Origin of the sequence: Acinetobacter sp. YH12039, assembly GCF_013420015.1 — a bacterium.
Taxonomy (GTDB): domain Bacteria; phylum Pseudomonadota; class Gammaproteobacteria; order Pseudomonadales; family Moraxellaceae; genus Acinetobacter; species Acinetobacter amyesii.
On record NZ_VOZA01000004.1, the window covers coordinates 23,111 to 43,562 of the forward strand.

A 20,452-nucleotide genomic window follows, 5' to 3' on the forward strand; every position below is an offset into this window, starting at 1 on the left:
AAGTTTATGAGGGAAATTTATGTTAGATCAACTTCGAGCAATGGGTGTCTTTGCTTGCGTTGTGGAAAAAAATTCGTTTAGCGGTGCTGCTCGTGAGTTAGGTATTACCACGAGTGCCGTGAGTCAGCAAATCCGCTCACTAGAGCAGGATATGGAAGTCATTCTTTTACATCGTTCAACACGTAAGTTAAGTTTGACAGAAGCTGGACAAGCTTTTTTTCATAGTTGCCAAGAGATGCTATCTGCCGCAGAGCGCGGCAAAATTCGTATCAATGAACTTCGTGACGACTTAGTCGGTGAATTACGTATTGCATCGACACCAGAAATTTGTGCGAATCATGTGATTCCTGCATTGTCACATTGGATGTCGGCACATCGCGGTTTATCCGTTCATCTAGAAGCAGATAATCAATATATCGACTTAATTGATGGACGCATTGATATTGCGCTACGAATGAGTTCAAAAATTGATGATCAACAGTTTCATGTGGTGCCATTGGCACATGTTGAACAAGTTCTCGTTGCAGCACCAAGCTATATCAATCAAACCAGTTTAATTACACGACCAGAAGATTTACAAAATCATGATATGGTTCAAATAAATTTGGTTAGAAACTTTCAGCATTTTGCATTTGAAAATGCAGTGACTAAAGAACAGGTTGCATTGGATGTGCACTCCCGATTTACAACAAATAATGTATTTGCTGCAAAAGCAATGTGTCAACAAGGACATGGCATTGCAAGAATATTATATCTAGATACGCAAAAAGACTTATTAAACGGTTCTCTTGTTGAAGTTTTACCAGAATGGCGTTTACCATCATTTACTCTATATGCGGTGATGTCTAAACGTGATCAACAGCCTACTAAAATTCATCGTTGCCTAGATGCATTAAAATTGTATTTCAGTCAATTACCAGGCGGACGTGTATACCAAGAAGCCTCATAAAAACAAAAAAGGTTTAAAAAGATATAAAAAAAGCCGCAATCAGCGGCTTTTTTTACTTTCGGCACAAATTACGCTAGAAAGTTTTTCACCATTTTAACAATGCGTTCAATCAAGATATCCGCTTGTTCTTTATTGATGTTTAGCGTAGGTAATAAACGAATCACAGAACCTGCTGTTACGTTAATAATCAAGTGATGCTCATCACGTGCAATATTCACAAGTTCACCACATGCTTTTGGTAATTCAATGCCGACCATTAAACCAAAACCACGAACAGTTACGTTTTGATCGGCAAGTTGCTCTGTGAATTGCTCAACAAGGTACGCACCCATATTTGCAGCATTTTCAACAAGGTTTTCTTTTTGAATGGTATCAATCACGGTATAAACCACACGTGAACCTAATGCTGTACCGCTATAAGTTGAACCGTGGTTACCCGCTGTTAAAACGCCAACACCACGACCTTGAGTCATGACTGCGCCGATAGGGAAGCCATTACCTAGACCTTTTGCTGTAGTTAGCACGTCAGGAATAATATTGGTGTGTTGATATGCAAAGTATTTACCAGTACGGCCGTTACCTGTTTGCACTTCATCAAGCATCATTAACCAGTTGTGTTGGTTACAGATACGACGAATATCTTCTAAATAGCTAAAACCTTGAGGAGCAGTGTTGACGCCACCTTCGCCTTGGATCGGCTCAACCAAAATCGCTACGATGTCTGGGTGGTGAATTGCAGCTTCTTCAATTGCTTCGATATCACCAAAAGGTACACGAATAAAACCTTCAACCAATGGGCCAAAGCCTTCTTGAACTTTTTTGTTGCCTGTCGCAGATAACGTTGCCATGGTACGACCATGGAATGAATGATCAGCAACGATAATTTTTGGTGTTGCAACACCTTGCATATGACCAAATTTACGTGCAATTTTGATTGCACCTTCATTTGATTCTGCACCACTATTTGAGAAGAAAACTTCTTCCATACCCGCAACTTCAGCTAATTTTTGCGCAGCAGCCGTTTGCCAAGGCACTTCAAATAAGTTACTGGTATGAATGAGGGTCGCTGCCTGTTCAGCAATTGCAGCTGTAATTGCAGGATGTGAGTGACCTAAACCACAAACAGCGATCCCTGTCAGTGCGTCTAAGTATTCTGTGCCATCTGCGGTATACAGGTGAGCACCTTGACCTCGGACAAAGCTGATCGGTTGGCGGCCAAATACTGGCATCAAGTGCGATGGTTGATCAGTTTGTACTGGGGCAAGGGTAATGTTATTCATGACTAACTCTAATTTGTCAGGTGATTGAAATAATATAGAGGAGACGCCATATATATATATGAGCATCAAGAGGTCTATATAAGCAAAATATGACTCACTTGAAAAGCTGAAATGTAAATAAAACGTGAAATATTGCTTTAGTCATATTGTTTTACTCAGTTTTGGGTATAATGCGAAGCAGATTTATTGAGGATATATCAATGACTGAACAAGCACGCGATACAGAAGCGTTAATTCGTGACCAAATTGCTAAACACGCAGTTCTACTTTACATGAAAGGCACTCCACAGTTTCCACAGTGTGGTTTCTCTGCGCGTGCAGTAGAAGCGCTCAGTCAAATTGGTCGTCCATTTGCTTATGTAAATATTCTTGAAAATCAAGATATTCGCGCAACCCTTCCACAAATTGCAAACTGGCCGACTTTCCCACAATTATGGATCAATGGTGAATTGATCGGTGGTAGTGACATTATGCTTGATATGTTCCAAAAAGGTGAATTACAACCTTTAGTTGAACAATATAGCCCAGCTCCGGAAGCTTAATTGGATATGTATTTGATGATTTTAATCATTGGATACAGATAAAAAATAGCGCCTTTAAGGCGCTTTTTTTATGACTTAATTATCTAAAAAGTCTGGGGTTATGCGTTTTTCCACCATTTCAAAGGCATTTAAAGTGCAATGAATGGTGGAAAAATCAACAAATGAATAAACTCATCGAAGATTTATGACGGATTGTCTTCAGTCGGACTTTCTTCAACACCTTGCTCATTTTCAGCAGTCCCATTTTTAGCAGTACTGTCTTGAGCTTCAGACTTCTTTGCCTTTTTATCTTTGTCCTTTTTTGACTTCTTCTTTTTTTTCTTTTTCTTTGGCTCTTCTTCCTCAAACTCAGCACCATCTTCAATCGCTTGCCAGTATTCAAGTTGCTCCATGACAGCAGCGTAGATTGAGCCTTTGCTATAACGACCTTTTTTATCAAGAGTGCCTACTGGACGCGCCATCAAAATTTCTAGAGCTTGGTCAATGGTATCTATGGCGTGAATATGGAATTGACCTTGTTGCACAGCTTCAATCACATCTTTGCGTAACATTAAGTGCTGCATATTTTGGCGTGGAATAATCACACCTTGCTTGCCTGTTAGCCCTTGTAATTTACATGCATCATAGAAGCCTTCAATCTTGGCATTTACACCCCCAATCGGTTGAACTTGACCCAATTGGTTCATTGAGCCAGTGATTGCCCATGATTGATCGATCGGTAATTGGCTAATAGCGGAAATCAGAGCTGAAAGCTCTGCAACAGTTGCGCTGTCGCCATCTACTTGGCCATAGCTTTGCTCAAAGGCAAGGGCAGCAGAAAAATGTAAAATTTGTTCACGACCAAAGTGTGCCTTTAAGAAACTCGACATCAGCAGGACGCCTTTGGCATGTAAAGAACCACCGAGTTCTACACTACGCTCGATATCTAAAATATCGCCGCCACCTTGATAAACCGAAGCCGTTAAACGTGACGGTAAACCAAATTCAACATCAGCATATTGAATCACAGAGAGGGCGTTAATCTGCCCGAATCGATGACCTTTGGTTTCGATTAACTGTGTACCGCGAGTGAGATCTTGCCAATATAATTCACGTAAGTAGCCTAGACGGTATTTACGATGATCAAGAGCGGTATTGATATGTGTTTCTGTCACCATTTTATCGCCAGCAAGGGCTGCATGATGATGGGCTTCACGAATCAAATCACCTAAGGTGAGGGCATGTAATGACAAAGAGCTTTGATCTTCAGCTTGACGACTTGAATCAGTTAACAGTGCAGCAAGTGCTGTACGGTCAAACGGCAGAAGTTTGTCTGTTTGCACATAGTCAGCAATTAGCTGCATATATGCCTGCTCATTAATGTCATTACGTTGTAATGTATCGGTAAAATCGGCACGAATTTTAAAGACACTGCCAAGTTCAGGTTCGAGTTCTAAAATATCGTAATAAATATCAGGTTCAGCAAGCAGGATCACTTTGATATTTAAATCAATGGCTTCTGGCTCAATCGAAATACTGCCTGTTAGCGTGAGCATGTGTTCAAGTGAAGACAGCTTTAAATGTCCTGATTTTAATGCACGTTTTAGACCTTGCCATGCATAAGGCTGTTCTAAAAGTTGTTCAGCTTCCAAGATGAGGAATCCACCATTGGCCTTATGTAATGCACCGGGACGGATTAAGGTAAAGTCAGTGGTGATAGTGCCGTTTTGAGTCAGTTGTTCAACATGACCTAGCAAATTGTAATGGGTAGGGAAATCTTCAAAAATAACGGGCGCACCAGCATTAGGTTTATGTGTGGCAATGATGTTTGCTTGGTAGCGAGATGGCACGCGGTTAAATTGGCCAGGTGTAAAGTCATCTTCTTCTTGCTCAAGAACAAACTCAACATTTTGAATGATGTCATCTGCATATTGCTTCAGATAATCTTCTAAGCCTTCAACCATGCTAAATTTATTTTGAATTACATCAATACGCGGCATGACGACTTGTTTAGCAATTTCACGGTTTAAAACCTGAACTTTATCGCGTGCGTCATCTTCAAGATCACCAAGATGTAGACCAAGACGTTCAAGTTTTTTATCCATATAACGGACGTTTGACGCAATTTCAGCACGTTGTTTGCTGCTTAAAGCATTGATGTCTTCTTTCGACATTTCTTGGTATTTGTTATCGACCAAATGCATCGGAACGAAACAATGATCATCATCCTGAGAAATCAGTTTAAGATCGAGCTCTTCACCTTCTCGGGTTAATTCAACTAAAGCAAGATGTTGTTCATCACCAGCATGTTGGCGAATCATTTCAATGCGATTGTGATAGGTTTCTGCGGTGAAGCGACGTTCAAGCTGTTTTAATATAGTTTGCCAACTTTGATGTAATAACGTTTGGAATTTTGTCGCTTGACCAGAAGGAAGTTTCAGCGCAATCGGTTCACGCGGAAACTTGAAATTATTGACATAGACCCAGTCTGAAGGCGTTGGCATATTTTTAGCGTGTTGTTGTAATAAGCGCTTAATCATGGTGCGCTTACCTAAGCCTGCGGTACCTACAGCAAAAATGTTATAGCCTGAATAGGGTAATGCAATGCCAGCTTCAACCGAAGCTCGGGCACGATCTTGTCCTAAAAAGTCATTAAGTGGTTTGATCCGCTTGGTAGACGTTGGTATTTTTTTGAGTTCAGGTGTATGCGTCAGCTGAAGCGGCTGCAACTGGGTTTTAGTTAAAGTATTCTGTATTTCGGGTTGATCAAAAGCGCTCTTTAGTGTCGTTACTGTTTCTGCTAAGTTTTTTGTGTTGGTTTCATTAATGGTGGTTGATAAAGAAGAGTGAATTTGTTCAAGTCGCTGGGTCACTGTTGAATCCAAAAAACTAAAGAATAGAGATATGTAATTAAGGTATACAGGTTTAATGCCAAAGATCAAGCAACAGCATGCGAAATATCGATAAAATAAAACAATGATTTCATAAATGTTGTTGAAACCGTTGCCATTAAGCGCTTGAATAGCAACATTCGATTTTGACAAAAATAACTGAGTCATGACAACACAAGCTTCAGGATGGAAATCTGCTTTTACTGCATTTTTAGACCGACGTGCGCTGATTATGCTTTTTCTTGGCTTTTCGGCCGGTATTCCAATTTTACTGATCTTTTCCAGTTTATCGCTTTGGTTAGGTGAAGCAGGAATTGATAAAAGTGCAGTAACTTTTTTTAGTTGGGCTGCACTTGGCTATTCGTTTAAGTTTGTTTGGGCACCCTTAATAGATGAGTTGCCTGTGCCATTTTTAACTAAGCAACTCGGACGTCGCCGTGCATGGTTATTGATCGCTCAGGTTCTTATTATCTGTGCAATTTGTATCATGGCCTTTTCAGACCCAGCTTTAGGGCAGAGCTATATTTACCAAATGGCCGCTGGAGCCGTACTACTTGGTTTTTCTGCCGCAACGCAAGACATTGTGATTGATGCGTATCGTATTGAGTTGGCAGAAACTGAAATGCAGACCGTTTTAGCTTCGACTTATAATGCAGGTTATCGTATCGGCATGATCGTGGCAGGTGCAGGGGCGTTATTTTTGGCTGCATATTTAGGCACGGCCAAAGGTAACTATATTTATGAAGCTTGGAAATATACTTACCTTGCAATGGCTGCTGTGATGGTTATCGGTATTATCACAACTTTATCGATACGTGAGCCGCAGGTTGACCGTGTACAAAAGCATTATAAACGGACCGACTATTATCGTTTAGTCGCTGTATTCTTTGCTGCGGTGGTTGCCTTTGTCTTGAGTTATATCTATTCAGGTGTAGCGGTTGAAAGCTTGAAAGAGCAGTGGCAAATTTCAGACTCATTCGCCTTGTTCTGTTTAGAGGCTGTACGCTTTATTGGTTCAGCTGTGGTTGCTTTTGGTGTCGGTTCTGTTTTAGTGAAATCGGGTGCTGTAAATAAGCAGATGGCATTTGAAACTTGGGTTAATCCAGTTGCAGATTTCTTTAAGCGTTATGGTCTAAAACTGGCTTTAGTGTTGTTGTTACTTATTGGTTTTTACCGTATTTCCGATATTATCGCCGGCGTCATTTCTAATGTGTTTTATCAAGATTTAAACTTCACCAAAGAGCAGATTGCCGAAGCTGTAAAAGTCTATGGTGTGATTTTCAGCTTGGTTGGTGGCTTCCTTGGTGGTTTGCTAGCGCAGCGCATGAACATTATGAAATTAATGTTTGTCGGTGCGATACTAGCAAGTTCAACAAACTTGATTTTTATCGGCCTGGTCAAATCAGGTCAGCCATTGAGCGATGTCACTGTAAATGTAGCAGGGCAGCAATATACAGCGACGCCGGATGACACGGGAGCTTGGGCAGTTCAAATTCCAAAAGCAGTCTTGGCTGCAGATCAAAATATTAAAGTCAGTGCGGATTATCAGTCTAAGAATCAACATCCAATACAGGTGAGTTTGCCGTATCTGAATAATGCTTTTGCAAACTCAGCAATGATGTTGTTGCCAGTGACTTCAGATAACACGATTTCAGCTCAAGAGACTGCAAATAGTATCGTGGTCCGTGGACAATACTTGGCAGGCGAGTTAAAAGAAAATCAAAAAATTCAAATTATTTTGGATGCTAAACCATTCGACGCGAAGCTTGATAAAACCGGTGTTTTTAGTGCTGCAATTCCAGGGCAAGCGCTCGAAACAGCAAAGCAAAAAACATTAACGGCTCAACTGCTAGAAAATGATGTAGTGAAAAAGAGTGTCGATTTAGCATATCAAGTGAATACAGCGGCCAATATGGCGGGTGTGCTTGGTGTTGATATTCAACCGATTAATTTGGCTAGTGCTGAACAAAATGTGGACATCAAAGGTAAGGTCATTAAGCCTTATAGTTCGCTGTGGCTATATTTCGCGATCATTGTCGATAACTTGGCGTCAGGTCTTGCAGGCGCGGCATTTATTGCATTTTTATCGAGCTTGACCAGTGTTTCTTTCACAGCGGTTCAATATGCCATCTTTAGTTCATTAATGACCTTAACCCCTAAAATTTTAGGCGGTTACTCTGGTACGATTGTGACCAATATCGGTTATCCGAAATTTTTCTTGATGACAACTCTAATTGGTATTCCGATTTTAATTTTAGTAGTTTGGGTGGCTAAACTATTAAAAGAGCATGAACAGAAATCTAGTTTATAATTCAATTTGAATTAAAAAAGCCCATTCAATCTGAACGGGCTTTTTTATTCTAAGCTCATAAATAGCCTAAGCATATCTGCGGTTTTGGACAAGGATATTTGAAATAAGCGGGTATATGCGTTCTAGACTTAAATTGAACTTTGCATGTTAAATCCCTATAGTATTCAAACATAATGATAGATTTAGGAAACTCGATTATGCGCATGCTGCATACCATGTTACGTGTAGGCAATTTAGAGCGTTCATTGGCGTTCTATACTGAAGTACTCGGTATGACTTTGCTTCGTAAGCGTGATTATGAAGAAGGTCGTTTTACTTTGGCATTTGTGGGCTATGGTGATGAAGAAAATCATACTGTACTCGAGTTAACGCATAACTGGGATACAGATAGTTATGAGTTGGGAAATGCGTATGGCCATATTGCTATTGCAGTAGATGATGCCTACAAGGCTTGTGAAGAAATTAAAGCATGTGGCGGAAACGTGGTACGTGAAGCAGGACCAATGAAAGGTGGTGTGACCGTCATTGCCTTTGTTGAAGATCCCGATGGCTATAAAATTGAGTTGATCCAACAAGACTCAAATGCACGAAATAATTAATCTGCAATTATTCATTTAAAGTCATATGTAATGCTGAATATTCTTATTTATAAATTTTTTTGCGTTGAGCTCACTATCAACGTTTAAAATAATGAATATATCGGAGAAAAGCTGGCTTTATTTACATGGCCCAGTAAGATGAAATTTACTCAATGGTAAATTTAGCTTATTGGGCATTTTTGTGCCGACGAGCTTTAAAGGGAAATTTGTACAGGATGTTGTTATGCTGAAAATGTTGGCTTTGGATCGTTTTACCATTCTACTTTTTGTAATGGTCATACTTGCGACTTTTTTGCCTGTTAGTGGTCAAGCTGCAGAAATCTTTGGCTATATTACCACGGCTGCAATTGCCATTTTATTTTTCCTTCATGGTGCAAAGTTATCTCGTGAGGCTGTGGTTGAAGGCATTTTGCATTGGAAGTTACATGCTTTAGTTTTTGCTTTTACCTTTGCATTATTTCCATTATTGGGTTTAATGGCGAAACCAATTCTCGTGCCGATGTTAGGGCAAGAGTTGTATTGGGGCTTTTTGTTTATGTGCTTTTTACCCTCGACAGTACAGTCTTCCATTGCATTTACTTCGGTAGCACAGGGTAATGTTGCTGGCGCAGTCTGTAGTGCATCATTTTCAAATATTATTGGTATGTTTATTACCCCAGTGATGGTGGCCTATTTTATTCTCGGTCAGTCACAACATAACTACGATCCGACGGCATCTATTATCCAAATTACGCTGTTATTACTCATTCCCTTCATTTTAGGGCAGCTCCTCCGTCCTTGGGTGTTTCCTTATATGAAGAAAATGCCAAAAATCGTGAAGGTATTTGATCAGGGCTCAATTTTGATGGTGGTCTATGGCGCATTCAGCAGTGCGGTGGTGGCAGGGCTATGGCATCAAGTGAGTGGTATGACTTTATTCCTGTTGATTGTGGCGTGCTCAGTTCTATTAACGATTATTATGTTATTGGCGTTATATGTACCACGTTGGTTGGGCTTTAGCCGAGCTGATCAAAAGACGATTTTCTTTTGTGGCTCTAAAAAAACCTTGGCGAGCGGCGTGCCCATGGCACAAATTCTCTTTATTGGGCAGCCGATGGGGATGATAGTTTTACCAATTATGATCTTTCACCAAATTCAGTTGATGGTCTGTGGTGTGATTGCCAACCTTTGGGCAAAACAAAGCCGTGGGCAAGAATAGGGCGAGATGAATAGGTCCTTTTAAAATACCTTATATAGATGAAAAAAAATCATGAAAATTAAACAAGGCATCTTCATTTTATTCTTGGGTATGAACACAGTCGTTCATGCTCAAGAGGATTTATCCGTAAATAGTAACCGTGATGTCATTGAAAAAATGCCGCTCATCAGCCTGCAGCCCATGTTGGATTTTTGTCGTGATCGACAACCACAGATGAATACGGAATTAGATCAGGCTTATCAAACTGCAAAGCTTAAATTAATTGCTGCGGTTCAGGCTGTCCGTTTTAATGGTGTAGAGCCATTAAAAGCAAAAGATGTTGATTTGCCAGTCGATGCACAATTTAAACAGCAGCTTCAAGGCATGTTAGAGGGCATGAGCAAATCATTACAGCCAGTAAATGCAGCGACGTTTTGTCCTGCATTTATTGAAAAATTAAAACATTTTGATCAAGCCCAATTTCAGCGTACAGTCGAATTACAATATCAGAAATATTTAGAGCAAGCTCAACCTAAAGAGTAGAGTGATTCAGCCTTGAATATCTATTTATTAACAATAAAAAATCAGCTATAATTTGCCCCAACTTGTTGTGCTTAGCTCTGGCGGTATCCGTCTCGGTGGGCCAAAAGAATGGTCTGTTATGGTGTTGGTCTGCTTTTTTAAGCCTTCCTTGTAGTGATGCAAGAGTGATCAATTGCGATGACAGCTAAACCTTCTTAAATCTTAGGAGTAATCGACGATGCGCGCCGATATTCACCCAAAATATGAAACTTTAGTTGCTACATGTTCATGCGGTAACGTAATTGAAACTCGTTCAGCTCTTGGTAAAGAAACTATTTACCTAGACGTATGTTCTGCTTGCCACCCATTCTACACTGGTAAACAGAAAAGCGTTGACACTGGCGGTCGTATCGACAAATTCAAACAACGTTTTGCTGGTATGTCACGTTCTATCAAACGTTAATATCCAAAACGAAAAAACGGGCTTTATGCCCGTTTTTTTTGTGCCGATAAAAAGATAAACCTTAAATCGGCAATGTTCAGAACCTTATTGGTCCTGAACATCGATGAGATGGTCGAGTTTCTTCTGGAAATAATCACCTTGAATAAAACGAGCTTCTACATTCCAAGCATTGGCAAACAGTGTCATGTCATTTAATTCACGTAGCATGATTTCAACAGTTTTGATTTCATGATAAGTGGTAATTTTTTCTTGCAGCTCTTGGCATGACTTGTCGTTTGCAAGCATTTGGGTCAAGCTTGAATCTAGTGTTAAGCAGTGAACATCCATTTGACGTAATAATGATTCACTAAACATCGAATGACCAAAATTACGTAAAGCCAGTTCGGCACCATTTTTACGAAGTTCAACAAATGCTTTTTGAGCGGCATCAATATTGAGCTGAATGTCTTCTTCTGCAAATTGTAAAATCAGTGGATTCTTCAATTTACTACGAATAATCGTAATGAGTTTTGAAATAAACTCAGGGAAGGTGCGGTCGTTATATAGCACTTCCTTGTTGAGGTTAACGATTAATTTAGCTTCAGGGAACTGAGTAATAAAGTTGTGTAGCTGTTTACACGATTCAACCAAGATCCAACGATCCAATTTAATGGATAGCTCTGAGTCTTCAGCCAATTCACGTAGTTGGGCGATATCTTTCCATTTATTTTCAAAAATAAAGCCGCTGGTTACTTCATAAGTATAAAGATGTGAATCTTCTTTATCATACAGTTGCTGATATTTAAGATGAATTTCACCGCGTTCTAAGCAGTTGCGAAGGGCCTTGATAACAGGAGCTTCATCACTAACGACAATCGGCGCAATTTGTGCTTCTGGTGTACCGAAATCCAAACTTGGAATATCAATTTCTAATGGAATCGTTAAATCGATTTCAGGCGCTTGTTGGTTGGTAGGTAGCGCAGTATTAAAGGCTTTTGCAACAAAGGTTTCAAAATGTGCTTCATCACGAATATCGCTGTCTAAAACACTGTATCCCATGCGTAAATTTAATGGATAAGTTTCATTATTTACACTGAGTAATTGAGGTTTGCTCAGAGTGTTAAGACCAATCAATTTAGACTCAAGTTTGAGCTGATTATCCGCTTGGAATAAGGCAACGATTGCACCATTATCTAAACTAAATAATGGAGCATGAGTCTGATCTTTCAAGAAGTTTTTAATATTGGTGAAATAGCTCTTATAAGTATTCCAATCTTTTTGAAAAATCGCATCAGAACAAGAAGCCAATGTAAATAGAACTAATGCATTTACATTAGCAGGTTGCTGGCCAATGGTGCGGTTGAGTTGTTGAAAAGCTTTTGGTTTTTGTGGGCTAGCTTCAACTGGAGCGTTGCTTACAGCATTGCTGCTTTGACTGCCAATTTCAATTGCGAGCTGTAAAGCATCTTCTTCAGCCGCGGCAATAAATTCGAGTTTTAGTGGGTTTTGCCCAGCCACTGCGATATTTTGCGAAACAAGATCAAAACGTCCTAAATCGAGCTGTCCTTGGCTGATTTTTTTAAAACGTTGTTTAAAGTCATTGAGGTCAGTAGGTTGTAATAGATCGAGCAGGGGCAGACCAATTACATCATCTTCATTTTTTAGACCAAATAAAGTGAGATATTCAGCATTGGCTTGAATATGAATACCTTCTTGAATTACGGCAACCGCTTTACGACTATCTTCAACTAAAGACTGGGTTTGAATCTGAGCCGTTTCAAGCTCTTCCATTAAATGTTGTTGAGATTGTTGTAGGCGACTAAAAGACAATGCACGAATTAAACCAAAATAGAAACTTTCAGGTTCAGCAATATCGACGATGTCATAAATCCCTTTTTTGACTAAACTTGCATATTGTTCAGCTTGATAGTCTTCAGGTTTAAGTAAAATAATCGGTAAATTCGGTTGGCTCGACAGTTGAACTAAACTTAAAGCTTGTTCATATTTTAAATCATAAGCACGTCCAAAAATGATCAAGTCCCAATTGAGATTCAGCTGTTTTTCGAAATTTTGTAAATCATCAAGTAATATGGCATGAACTTGATGTTCGCTGTCTGTCAATAAATCACGTATCTGGTTAAAACGTATTTGATTATCATCAATAATGAGTAATCGAGTTTCCGTACGTTTTAGTTTTTTGGATAGTAATGGATTTCTCACTTTAATGCTTCCCATAAGTCGTTATTTTTGATCTCATTGCTCTGTTTCGCAATATAGTCTTTAACGACATTTTCTTGCTCTTCATTCAATAATTCATATTCAAAGCGAATAAAGCTTTGTGTCACCAACTGCGCTTTGGTGAGATAGACTTTGATGTCTTCTTTGCCTAAGCGAAGGTGGACCGTTTGTTTCTCTCGGAAGAGATTTGCCCCAGGTAACATTAAGGTCGTAGACACTTGATCAAGTTGTGTGGTCTGTACCAATAAAGCAGGTTGATGATTTGTTGTATTGCGGTCGGTACGGATATGGGCTGAACATGGATACAAATCTTGAGCCAGTACTTCGAGACCCAATTCCAAACTTTTTTCAGTCGATTGTTTGATCCAACGAACAACACCGCCACGCCATTGGCTTTGAGCATTTTCTTGGATCAAAATAAATTCGCCGGTTTTTAAATTAGCAGGGGTAGGGCCAGTCCATTTAATGCGATAACCATTCACACTAATATCTAATACGTCAGCAGTATGAATCTGTTTTGCTTCACGATCTAGCGCTTTCGCATTAGTCATGCCTGTTGGCATATTTGAATCATGCGAATTGACAAAAGAGGCTTCATTGTGGAATTGATAATTGCCTTCCAAATCTAAAGTTTCGTGGAAGTTTTTACCTTTAGAGAGATAGAAATGCGCCACCATTAAGCTAAAGCAAATATTAATTTGCGCAGAATATTCATAACGTTCATGACGGCGTTCAGTGTTGTTGGTCAAAATATTATGAATATGGAAATATAGCGCTGGAGTTAAAAATAACTTTTCATTTTTAGATAAATAATTGGCATTTCTAGTTTGCGTTTCGGTCAAATGATCGAGCAAGTTTTGCGTTGAAATGTATACATTGGCTTGATAAGACCGATCTTGTTTTGAGTTATAAATCGGTGGGTGATCTTTTTTCGTGTCTACAACATAGCGTGAAAGCGTGGTTTCTTTCGGTAGGATTTGAACCAATTTTGCCCAGTCAAAGCTACATAAATACAAACCTTGGATTTCAGCAGGGCGAATCTGATGATTATTGAAAATATCTAATAAGATTAATTGTGCATAAGCTTGAGCAATATTTGCAATTTGATGTTGAGTACCCAGTAACTGATTGACATTACTTTGATAGAAATTGTGTTCAATGGCACATTCAATCAGTTGATGTGCCGCAATCCATTGACCTGCAGTCGGTGTGGCATACAACATATGTTGTTGATACAACAACAGTGTCAGTTGTTGCAACGCATAGTAGATTGATGCAATTCGAGCGGTTTGTAAGCTTTTTTTATGGCCGAATGAAAAAATCGAAAACTTTTGTTGATTAAGCTGCTGATTACATCGTTTGGCAATATCAATATAGATTTTGGCAAAGTGACTGCGTAAAAGCATCGCCAATTCAATGATTTGGTCATTACGATCCGTGGTAATGAGGCTTTGATTGGTAAAGTGTTTTTCTAAGCTTGTGAGCACACTTTCCATAGTCGGATGTAAAATTTGAACCAAATCAAAACGTAACATCTCTTGGCATTTCAGCTCGGAGATTTCAAGTAAGGCATTGAATAAAGCTTTAGATGAGGTACCCAATTGTAAAATTGAAATACCGTTTAACCACTCTTGCAGACCTTTAGCATTGGTCGGACAAAAGCTTAATTTATCCAGCTTTAATTCAGTCGGATTGTAAAACGTATCTGAAGTATGCGTGGTCATCTTTATTATTTAACTCAAAAAGTTGAAGCCCCAAAAAGCGGTGTCTTGTTTTTTTCGCCCGCTATTTCCCGTACAAGTTTAGGAACCAAATAACCAGGTAGGTTCTCTAAAACTTTTTTATAAATTAAATCAATATCCTGAGCTGGTGTATCAAAATGATGAGCACCTTTTACTTTATCCAGAACATGCAAATAATATGGCATTACACCTGCGTCGAATAAGCGGTAACTTAAATCGACCAACACTTCTGCAGAATCATTAACCCCTTTTAATAAGACTGCTTGGTTCAGCACGGTGATTCCTTGTTTGACAAGCTGTTGAAGCTGGCTGCACGTGAAGTCATCTAGCTCTGATGGATGATTTGAGTGTACCACTAGAATAATGCGTAGCCTACTGTTTTTTAAATTAGAAACCAGCTCTTCATCGACACGGTTGGGGATTACGATAGGAACTCGTGAATGAATTCTCAAAAATTTAATTTGTGGCAAAGTCGATAAACGTTCAATCCACACTTGAAGTTTACGATTTGATAGTGTGAGCGGGTCTCCACCACTTAAAATCACTTCATTAATATCGGGTTGTTGTTCGATATATTGCTTAATGTTTACCCAATCGTCATTTTTAGGCAGGTTTTCTTGGTAGGGAAAATGCCGGCGGAAACAATAACGACAATGGACCGCGCAGGCACCGGTTAAAGTCAGTAAAAAGCGAGACTTGTACTTATGTAATACACCAGGCTGTTGGTTAGCTTGTTCTTCACCTAATGGGTCGGTAACAAAACCGGCGTGTTCTTCAAGTTCTAAATGATGCGGTAGGACTTGGAGTAAAAGCGGATCGAGCGGATTACCTTTTTGCATTTTTTCGACAAAAGCGCGCGGCACGCGTAGGCGAAACTCATCTGCTGCGAACTGAGCACCCGATAATAACTGATCATGCGAGAGTTCTAATACATCGAGTAATTCTTGAGGATTTGTAATCAAATCACTCAATTGAGTTTGCCAGTTTTGCTCTTGAAATAAATAGTTTATCATGCCGAATGTTTAAAAAATGCAGAAAGGTGAGTGGGGAATATTGCTGAAATTAATGCGTCGAACTTTGAAGTGTAAGCTGAAATAATTCCGATAAAGCTTACAACGGATGAAGCCTACGAAACATTTATTAAGTTTCAGTAAACAGCAATTTTACCTGTTTGTGGGCATTGTATAAACAAAGTTCTTTAATGTCTGAGTGTAAGTTAAGCAGCTTGACCCCTTTAATGGGGATTTTTTCGTTGCGACATGGTGCATTGGTCATTTAGAATACGCAATATCACATTAATGTGCATGTGGCAGCCAATGTTACAGTCAGTACTTGCTAAATGACATGTTACAGCCCATAGCATCTATAGATTAAAGTTAGTAAGTTTGGAGTGAGCCAGTCATGGCCTATTATTCTACGAATGATTTCAAGTCAGGCCTTAAGGTCATGCTTGACGGTAACCCATGTTCAATCATGGAAAACGAATACGTAAAACCAGGTAAAGGCCAAGCTTTTAACCGCGTAAAATTACGTAACCTTAAAACTGGTAAAGTTTTAGAAAAAACTTTCAAATCTGGTGATTCACTAGAAGCTGCTGACATCCAAGAAGTTGAAATGAACTACTTGTATAACGATGGCGAAATGTGGAACTTCATGGACCCAGAATCTTTCGAACAAATCACGGCAGACAAAGTTGCAATGGGCGACGCTGCAAAATGGTTGAAAGACGACTCTAACGAACTTTGCACAATCATGTTATGGAATGGTGTTCCTTTAACTGTGAGCGCGCCAAACTTCGTTGTATTAAAAATCGTTGAAACTGATCCAGGTGTACGTGGTGATACTTCAGGCGGTGGCGGTAAACCTGCTAAGCTTGAAACTGGTGCAGTTGTACGTGTTCCATTATTCGTACAGCAAGAAGAAAGCGTTCGTGTAGACACCCGTACTGGTGACTATTTAGAACGTGCATAATGGTTTAAAAATAGACTATTATCGAAAGGGATGAAGTGATTCATCCCTTTTTTTATACCTATTGGTTTAAATTTTTATGCCAAAGTATTAGATGAAAAAGCCCATAACAGGAGTAGAGTTTCAAGGGAAGAAACAGCAGTACCTCGAACAAGAAAAATCAAGCTGATTTATTTCAACATTTATGAGGGATTGAGATGGAAACCATTCAACCGAAGTCAGGAATGGCTTCAAAGATTATCTGGCTGTTTGTAGCCATTCTAGGTGCCGTTTCATTCGGTATACTAGCACTCAGTCGAGGCGAGCATGTCAATGCAGTTTGGCTGATCCTTGCAGCAATCTGTGTGTATAGCATTGCGTATCGTTTTTATAGTTTATTTATTGCCAATAAAGTCTTTGAACTGAATGAGCGACGTTTAACGCCTGCCCATCGCTTAGCTGACGGATTGGATTATGTACCGACCAATAAAAGCGTTCTATTTGGTCACCACTTTGCTGCGATTGCAGGTGCTGGCCCTTTAGTTGGACCGATCCTTGCTGCGCAAATGGGTTATTTGCCGGGAACAATTTGGCTCTTGGTGGGTGTTGTACTGGCTGGTGCGGTTCAAGACTTTTTAGTCTTATTCATCTCGACGCGTCGTGATGGTCGTTCACTCGGTGAAATGGCAAAACAAGAACTGGGTTCTTTTGCCGGAATCATCGTGATGCTTGGCGCACTAGGTGTGATGATCATCATTCTAGCGGTACTTGCTTTGGTGGTTGTAAAAGCGTTGACCAACAGTCCGTGGGGTGTTTTCAGTATCGCTGCAACAGTGCCGATTGCGATTTTCATGGGTATCTACATGCGCTTTATCCGTCCGGGTAAAATTGCAGAAGTGTCGATCATTGGTTTTGTACTGATGATGGCAGGGATTATCTATGGTGGCGACATTGCACAGCACCCATACTGGGGTCCATTCTTTACTCTTTCAGGTACTGAACTAACTTGGTGGTTGATTGGTTATGGTTTCGTAGCATCAGTATTGCCAGTTTGGTTGCTGCTTGCTCCACGTGATTACCTATCGACCTTCTTGAAAATTGGTGTTATTGCAGGTTTGGCAATCGGGATCATGTTTGCATTGCCTGAAATGAAAATGCCAGCGGTAACGCATTTTATTGATGGTACGGGTCCTGTATTTGCAGGCTCAATGTTCCCATTCTTGTTTATTACCATTGCCTGTGGTGCAATTTCAGGTTTCCATGCGCTCGTTTCTTCAGGAACGACACCGAAGCTTGTGAATAATGAAAAAGATATTCGCATGATCGGTTATGGCGGCATGTTGATGGAATCTTTTGTTGCGATTATGGCTTTGGTCTGTGCAACGATTCTTGAGCCTGGTGTATATTTTGCGATTAATGCGCCAGCAGCTGTGATTGGTACAACGGTTGAGTCCGCTGCGGAAGCAGTTCGTACATTAGGCTTCGTGGTAACACCTGAAGCATTGACCTTACTTGCACAAGAAGTGGGTGAAAATTCGATTCTGTCTCGTACAGGTGGTGCGCCGACATTTGCGATTGGTATGGCTCACATTATTACGGAAATTTTCAATAACCGTTCAATGATGGCGTTCTGGTATCACTTCGCGATTTTATTTGAAGCACTTTTCATTTTAACAGCTGTGGATGCAGGTACTCGCGCATGTCGTTTCATGGTGCAAGATACAGTGGGTATCGTGGTTCCTGCGGTTAAAAACTCTCATAATTTCTTCGGAAATCTGTTGGGTACAGCGGTGGCTGTCGCAGGTTGGGGCTTCTTCGTTTACCAAGGTGTGGTTGACCCACTTGGTGGTATTAATAGCTTATGGCCGCTATTTGGTATTGGTAACCAAATTCTTGCTGCGATGGCATTGATCTTGGGTACAGTGATTTTATTCAAGATGAAAAAACAAAAGTATGTTTGGGTGACGATTATCCCAACAGTATTCTTGTTTATCACTTCTATGACCGCTGGTTGGCAGAAGATTTTCCACGAAAATCCAAAGATTGGTTTCTTGGCTCAGGCAGATCGTTTTAACGCAGCAATTGCGAAAAATGAATTGTTGGCACCTGCAAAAACCATGGCTGAAATGCATACGGTTGCATTGTCGAATCAAATCAATGCTGGTCTTTGTGCATTCTTTATGATCGTGGCATTTGTGATGTTATTTGCAGCGATTGGTGTGGTGCGTCGTGCCTTGGCAAATCCAAATCCATCGGTGAATGAAGCAGAAGCGATTTACCGTGACCCAGCTGAAATTAATCCGTCAAATTCAGCACATTAATAGGGGAATATGAATGAACCTGAAGTTTGCAAAAAGTGGAAAAACGGTGATTTATAAAATCATTAAAATGACCATTATGTCGCAGAAGGATTTAATTCTGAACCCGAAAAATTGGTCACGTATTGCGACGTTGTGGCAACGTTTACAGCAAAGCTTCCGCCTGATGGTGGGTGTGCCAGATTACCAAAACTATTTGGAACATATGGCAAAACATCATCCTGATTTGGAAGCGATGGATGCAAAAACATTTTATCGTCACTGTGTAGATGCACGTTATCCATCAGCTGGTGGTGACATGAAGAAATGTCCTTGCTAATGCTTTGACTTGTGCTAAAAATCCAATAAAAAAAGCGTTCTTCGGGACGCTTTTTTTTTGCTGAATTGTGATCAGTCGAAGCGAAAACAACGCTTTTGTATACCCAATAAATATCAAGCGTATGTATTTAAAGTATTGAACTGGGTATAGATTGGAGATAAACACTGTATTTTTAAATAAAACCCTGTATGTTAGTCATTCATTTAACTTTTTTATTGGGGAATAAAAGGTGTTTTGGGGATCAGAGAAAAGCCAACAAAATAATACATCAACGCTTTTAAGTGAGCAGAGCCTTGCGCCTTTTTACCCGAAAATAAATACATTCCTCGAACAAATTAACCAAATTATTTTGGATAAAAATCAGCAAACCAAATTGGCTTTAGCTTGTCTATTGGCAGGCGGGCATGTGCTATTTGAAGACTTACCTGGTTTAGGAAAAACGACATTATCTAGCGCCTTGTCACATTTGGCGGGATTAAAGTTTCAACGGATTCAATTTACCAATGACATGCTGGCCAGCGATGTGATTGGGGTAAATATGTTTAATCAAAAAGAACATCATTTTGAGTTTAAATCTGGGCCGATTTTTACCCAAATTTTATTGGCAGATGAAATCAACCGTTGTAGTCCAAAGACCCAAAGTGCTTTATTGGAAGCGATGGAAGAGGGGTATGTGACGGTTGATGGTGTGCGATATGCTTTGCCTCAACCATTTTGGGTGATTGCGACACAAAACCCTTTATTTCAAAGTGGTACTTATGCCTTACCTGAGTCCCAGTTGGACCGGTTTTTAATGCGTTTGTCTTTAGGTTATCCATCGCGTCAGGCAGAGAAATTATTGCTCCAACAAACTTCACGCCATGATCTGATTGCGGCATTAGCACATATCTTTAATGAAGCAGAAATTTTACAACTACAAGGGTTTGTCGAGCAGATACATCTGAGTGATCGTTTAATGGATTACATTTTGGATCTTGCTGCTGAGACACGTAAGGGGAGACATGGTCTTTCTACTCGTGGTGTTTTAGCCTTAAAGAAAGCTGCGCAAGCCTATGCGCTGATTGAGCAGCGAAATTATGTGAATCCTGACGATGTACAAGCCGTTTTTACAGCTGTGGTATCTCATCGAATTGGGTTGTCAGATCTTGAAGCCTTTAAGCTTTTAGAACAAGTTTCGATCCAATAAAGGAGTTGAA

General features: G+C 39.9%; 16 protein-coding genes. 11 read left to right on the forward strand and 5 right to left on the reverse strand.

The features are described from left to right. The first annotated feature begins 19 nt into the window (after positions 1-19). Positions 20-949, forward strand: a complete 930-nt coding sequence (locus FTT98_RS02995) for a LysR family transcriptional regulator (protein ID WP_180114900.1) — start codon at positions 20-22, stop codon at positions 947-949. A 68-nt stretch (positions 950-1,017) separates the two neighbouring features. On the opposite strand, the gene FTT98_RS03000 is transcribed toward FTT98_RS02995, so the two are convergent. Then, positions 1,018-2,229 carry an aspartate aminotransferase family protein gene (locus FTT98_RS03000; protein ID WP_180114898.1) on the reverse strand — a complete coding sequence of 404 codons (1,212 nt, stop codon included), beginning with the start codon at positions 2,227-2,229 and terminating at the stop codon, positions 1,018-1,020. 200 nt (positions 2,230-2,429) lie between these two features. Between FTT98_RS03000 and grxD the strand changes: the two genes are divergently transcribed. After that, positions 2,430-2,771: a Grx4 family monothiol glutaredoxin gene (gene grxD, locus FTT98_RS03005; protein WP_067762767.1), complete on the forward strand. Its 342-nt coding sequence runs from the start codon at positions 2,430-2,432 to the stop codon at positions 2,769-2,771. 182 nt (positions 2,772-2,953) lie between these two features. On the opposite strand, the gene FTT98_RS03010 is transcribed toward grxD, so the two are convergent. Continuing rightward, a complete protein-coding gene (locus tag FTT98_RS03010) occupies positions 2,954-5,602 on the reverse strand; it encodes a Lon protease family protein (RefSeq protein ID WP_373684169.1) in 2,649 nt (882 codons plus the stop codon). A 205-nt stretch (positions 5,603-5,807) separates the two neighbouring features. Here FTT98_RS03010 and FTT98_RS03015 point away from each other — a divergent pair, with 205 nt between their 5' ends. The 5 genes from FTT98_RS03015 to rpmE all read left to right on the forward strand — a co-directional run bounded on the left by FTT98_RS03015 (position 5,808) and on the right by rpmE (position 10,713). Continuing rightward, complete coding sequence (locus FTT98_RS03015) at positions 5,808-7,952, forward strand: MFS transporter (RefSeq protein ID WP_180176964.1); 2,145 nt, start codon at positions 5,808-5,810, stop codon at positions 7,950-7,952. A gap of 197 nt (positions 7,953-8,149) precedes the next feature. After that, positions 8,150-8,551 (forward strand): lactoylglutathione lyase, encoded by a 402-nt coding sequence (gloA, locus tag FTT98_RS03020; RefSeq protein WP_180055115.1) that lies wholly within the window; start codon positions 8,150-8,152, stop codon positions 8,549-8,551. 223 nt (positions 8,552-8,774) lie between these two features. Further along, positions 8,775-9,749: a bile acid:sodium symporter family protein gene (locus FTT98_RS03025; protein ID WP_180176965.1), complete on the forward strand. Its 975-nt coding sequence runs from the start codon at positions 8,775-8,777 to the stop codon at positions 9,747-9,749. Between the two features lie 51 nt (positions 9,750-9,800). Next, positions 9,801-10,271: a hypothetical protein gene (locus FTT98_RS03030; protein WP_180176966.1), complete on the forward strand. Its 471-nt coding sequence runs from the start codon at positions 9,801-9,803 to the stop codon at positions 10,269-10,271. Positions 10,272-10,488: 217 nt separating this feature from the next. Further along, on the forward strand, positions 10,489-10,713 hold the full coding sequence (gene rpmE / locus FTT98_RS03035; RefSeq protein ID WP_078190165.1) for a 50S ribosomal protein L31: 225 nt from the start codon (positions 10,489-10,491) through the stop codon (positions 10,711-10,713). Between the two features lie 84 nt (positions 10,714-10,797). On the opposite strand, the gene FTT98_RS03040 is transcribed toward rpmE, so the two are convergent. The 3 genes from FTT98_RS03040 to epmB are packed head-to-tail and all read right to left on the reverse strand — an operon-like array spanning position 10,798 to position 15,685. Then, a complete protein-coding gene (locus FTT98_RS03040) occupies positions 10,798-12,927 on the reverse strand; it encodes an EAL domain-containing protein (protein ID WP_180176967.1) in 2,130 nt (709 codons plus the stop codon). Continuing rightward, positions 12,909-14,654, reverse strand: coding sequence for a GTPase (locus tag FTT98_RS03045; protein WP_180176968.1), 1,746 nt, complete (start codon positions 14,652-14,654; stop codon positions 12,909-12,911). Before FTT98_RS03045 ends, FTT98_RS03040 begins: the two co-directional genes overlap by 19 nt. A 14-nt stretch (positions 14,655-14,668) precedes the next feature. Next, the gene (epmB, locus tag FTT98_RS03050; protein WP_180176969.1) at positions 14,669-15,685 is read right to left on the reverse strand and encodes an EF-P beta-lysylation protein EpmB; all 1,017 of its coding nucleotides are present in this window, start codon (positions 15,683-15,685) and stop codon (positions 14,669-14,671) included. Between the two features lie 388 nt (positions 15,686-16,073). On the opposite strand from epmB, the gene efp reads away from it, so the two are divergent. The 4 genes from efp (at position 16,074) to FTT98_RS03070 (ending at position 20,442) form a co-directional block, all read left to right on the forward strand. Continuing rightward, entirely contained in the window at positions 16,074-16,643 is a 570-nt protein-coding gene (efp, locus tag FTT98_RS03055) for an elongation factor P (protein ID WP_078190162.1), read from the forward strand. Positions 16,644-16,837: 194 nt separating this feature from the next. Further along, positions 16,838-18,940, forward strand: a complete 2,103-nt coding sequence (locus tag FTT98_RS03060) for a carbon starvation CstA family protein (protein ID WP_078190161.1) — start codon at positions 16,838-16,840, stop codon at positions 18,938-18,940. A 13-nt stretch (positions 18,941-18,953) separates the two neighbouring features. Continuing rightward, a complete protein-coding gene (locus FTT98_RS03065) occupies positions 18,954-19,256 on the forward strand; it encodes a YbdD/YjiX family protein (RefSeq protein ID WP_078190160.1) in 303 nt (100 codons plus the stop codon). A gap of 229 nt (positions 19,257-19,485) precedes the next feature. After that, complete coding sequence (locus FTT98_RS03070; protein WP_180004888.1) at positions 19,486-20,442, forward strand: MoxR family ATPase; 957 nt, start codon at positions 19,486-19,488, stop codon at positions 20,440-20,442. Positions 20,443-20,452: the final 10 nt, after the last annotated feature.

Coding starts and splice junctions, on each gene's coding strand:
- FTT98_RS02995 (WP_180114900.1), top strand. CDS start 20: ATGTTAGATCAACTTCGAGCAATGGGTGTCTTTGCTTGCGTTGTGGAA.
- FTT98_RS03000 (WP_180114898.1), bottom strand. CDS start 2,229: ATGAATAACATTACCCTTGCCCCAGTACAAACTGATCAACCATCGCAC.
- grxD (WP_067762767.1), top strand. CDS start 2,430: ATGACTGAACAAGCACGCGATACAGAAGCGTTAATTCGTGACCAAATT.
- FTT98_RS03015 (WP_180176964.1), top strand. CDS start 5,808: ATGACAACACAAGCTTCAGGATGGAAATCTGCTTTTACTGCATTTTTA.
- gloA (WP_180055115.1), top strand. CDS start 8,150: ATGCGCATGCTGCATACCATGTTACGTGTAGGCAATTTAGAGCGTTCA.
- FTT98_RS03025 (WP_180176965.1), top strand. CDS start 8,775: ATGCTGAAAATGTTGGCTTTGGATCGTTTTACCATTCTACTTTTTGTA.
- FTT98_RS03030 (WP_180176966.1), top strand. CDS start 9,801: ATGAAAATTAAACAAGGCATCTTCATTTTATTCTTGGGTATGAACACA.
- rpmE (WP_078190165.1), top strand. CDS start 10,489: ATGCGCGCCGATATTCACCCAAAATATGAAACTTTAGTTGCTACATGT.
- FTT98_RS03040 (WP_180176967.1), bottom strand. CDS start 12,927: ATGGGAAGCATTAAAGTGAGAAATCCATTACTATCCAAAAAACTAAAA.
- FTT98_RS03045 (WP_180176968.1), bottom strand. CDS start 14,654: ATGACCACGCATACTTCAGATACGTTTTACAATCCGACTGAATTAAAG.
- epmB (WP_180176969.1), bottom strand. CDS start 15,685: ATGATAAACTATTTATTTCAAGAGCAAAACTGGCAAACTCAATTGAGT.
- efp (WP_078190162.1), top strand. CDS start 16,074: ATGGCCTATTATTCTACGAATGATTTCAAGTCAGGCCTTAAGGTCATG.
- FTT98_RS03060 (WP_078190161.1), top strand. CDS start 16,838: ATGGAAACCATTCAACCGAAGTCAGGAATGGCTTCAAAGATTATCTGG.
- FTT98_RS03065 (WP_078190160.1), top strand. CDS start 18,954: ATGAACCTGAAGTTTGCAAAAAGTGGAAAAACGGTGATTTATAAAATC.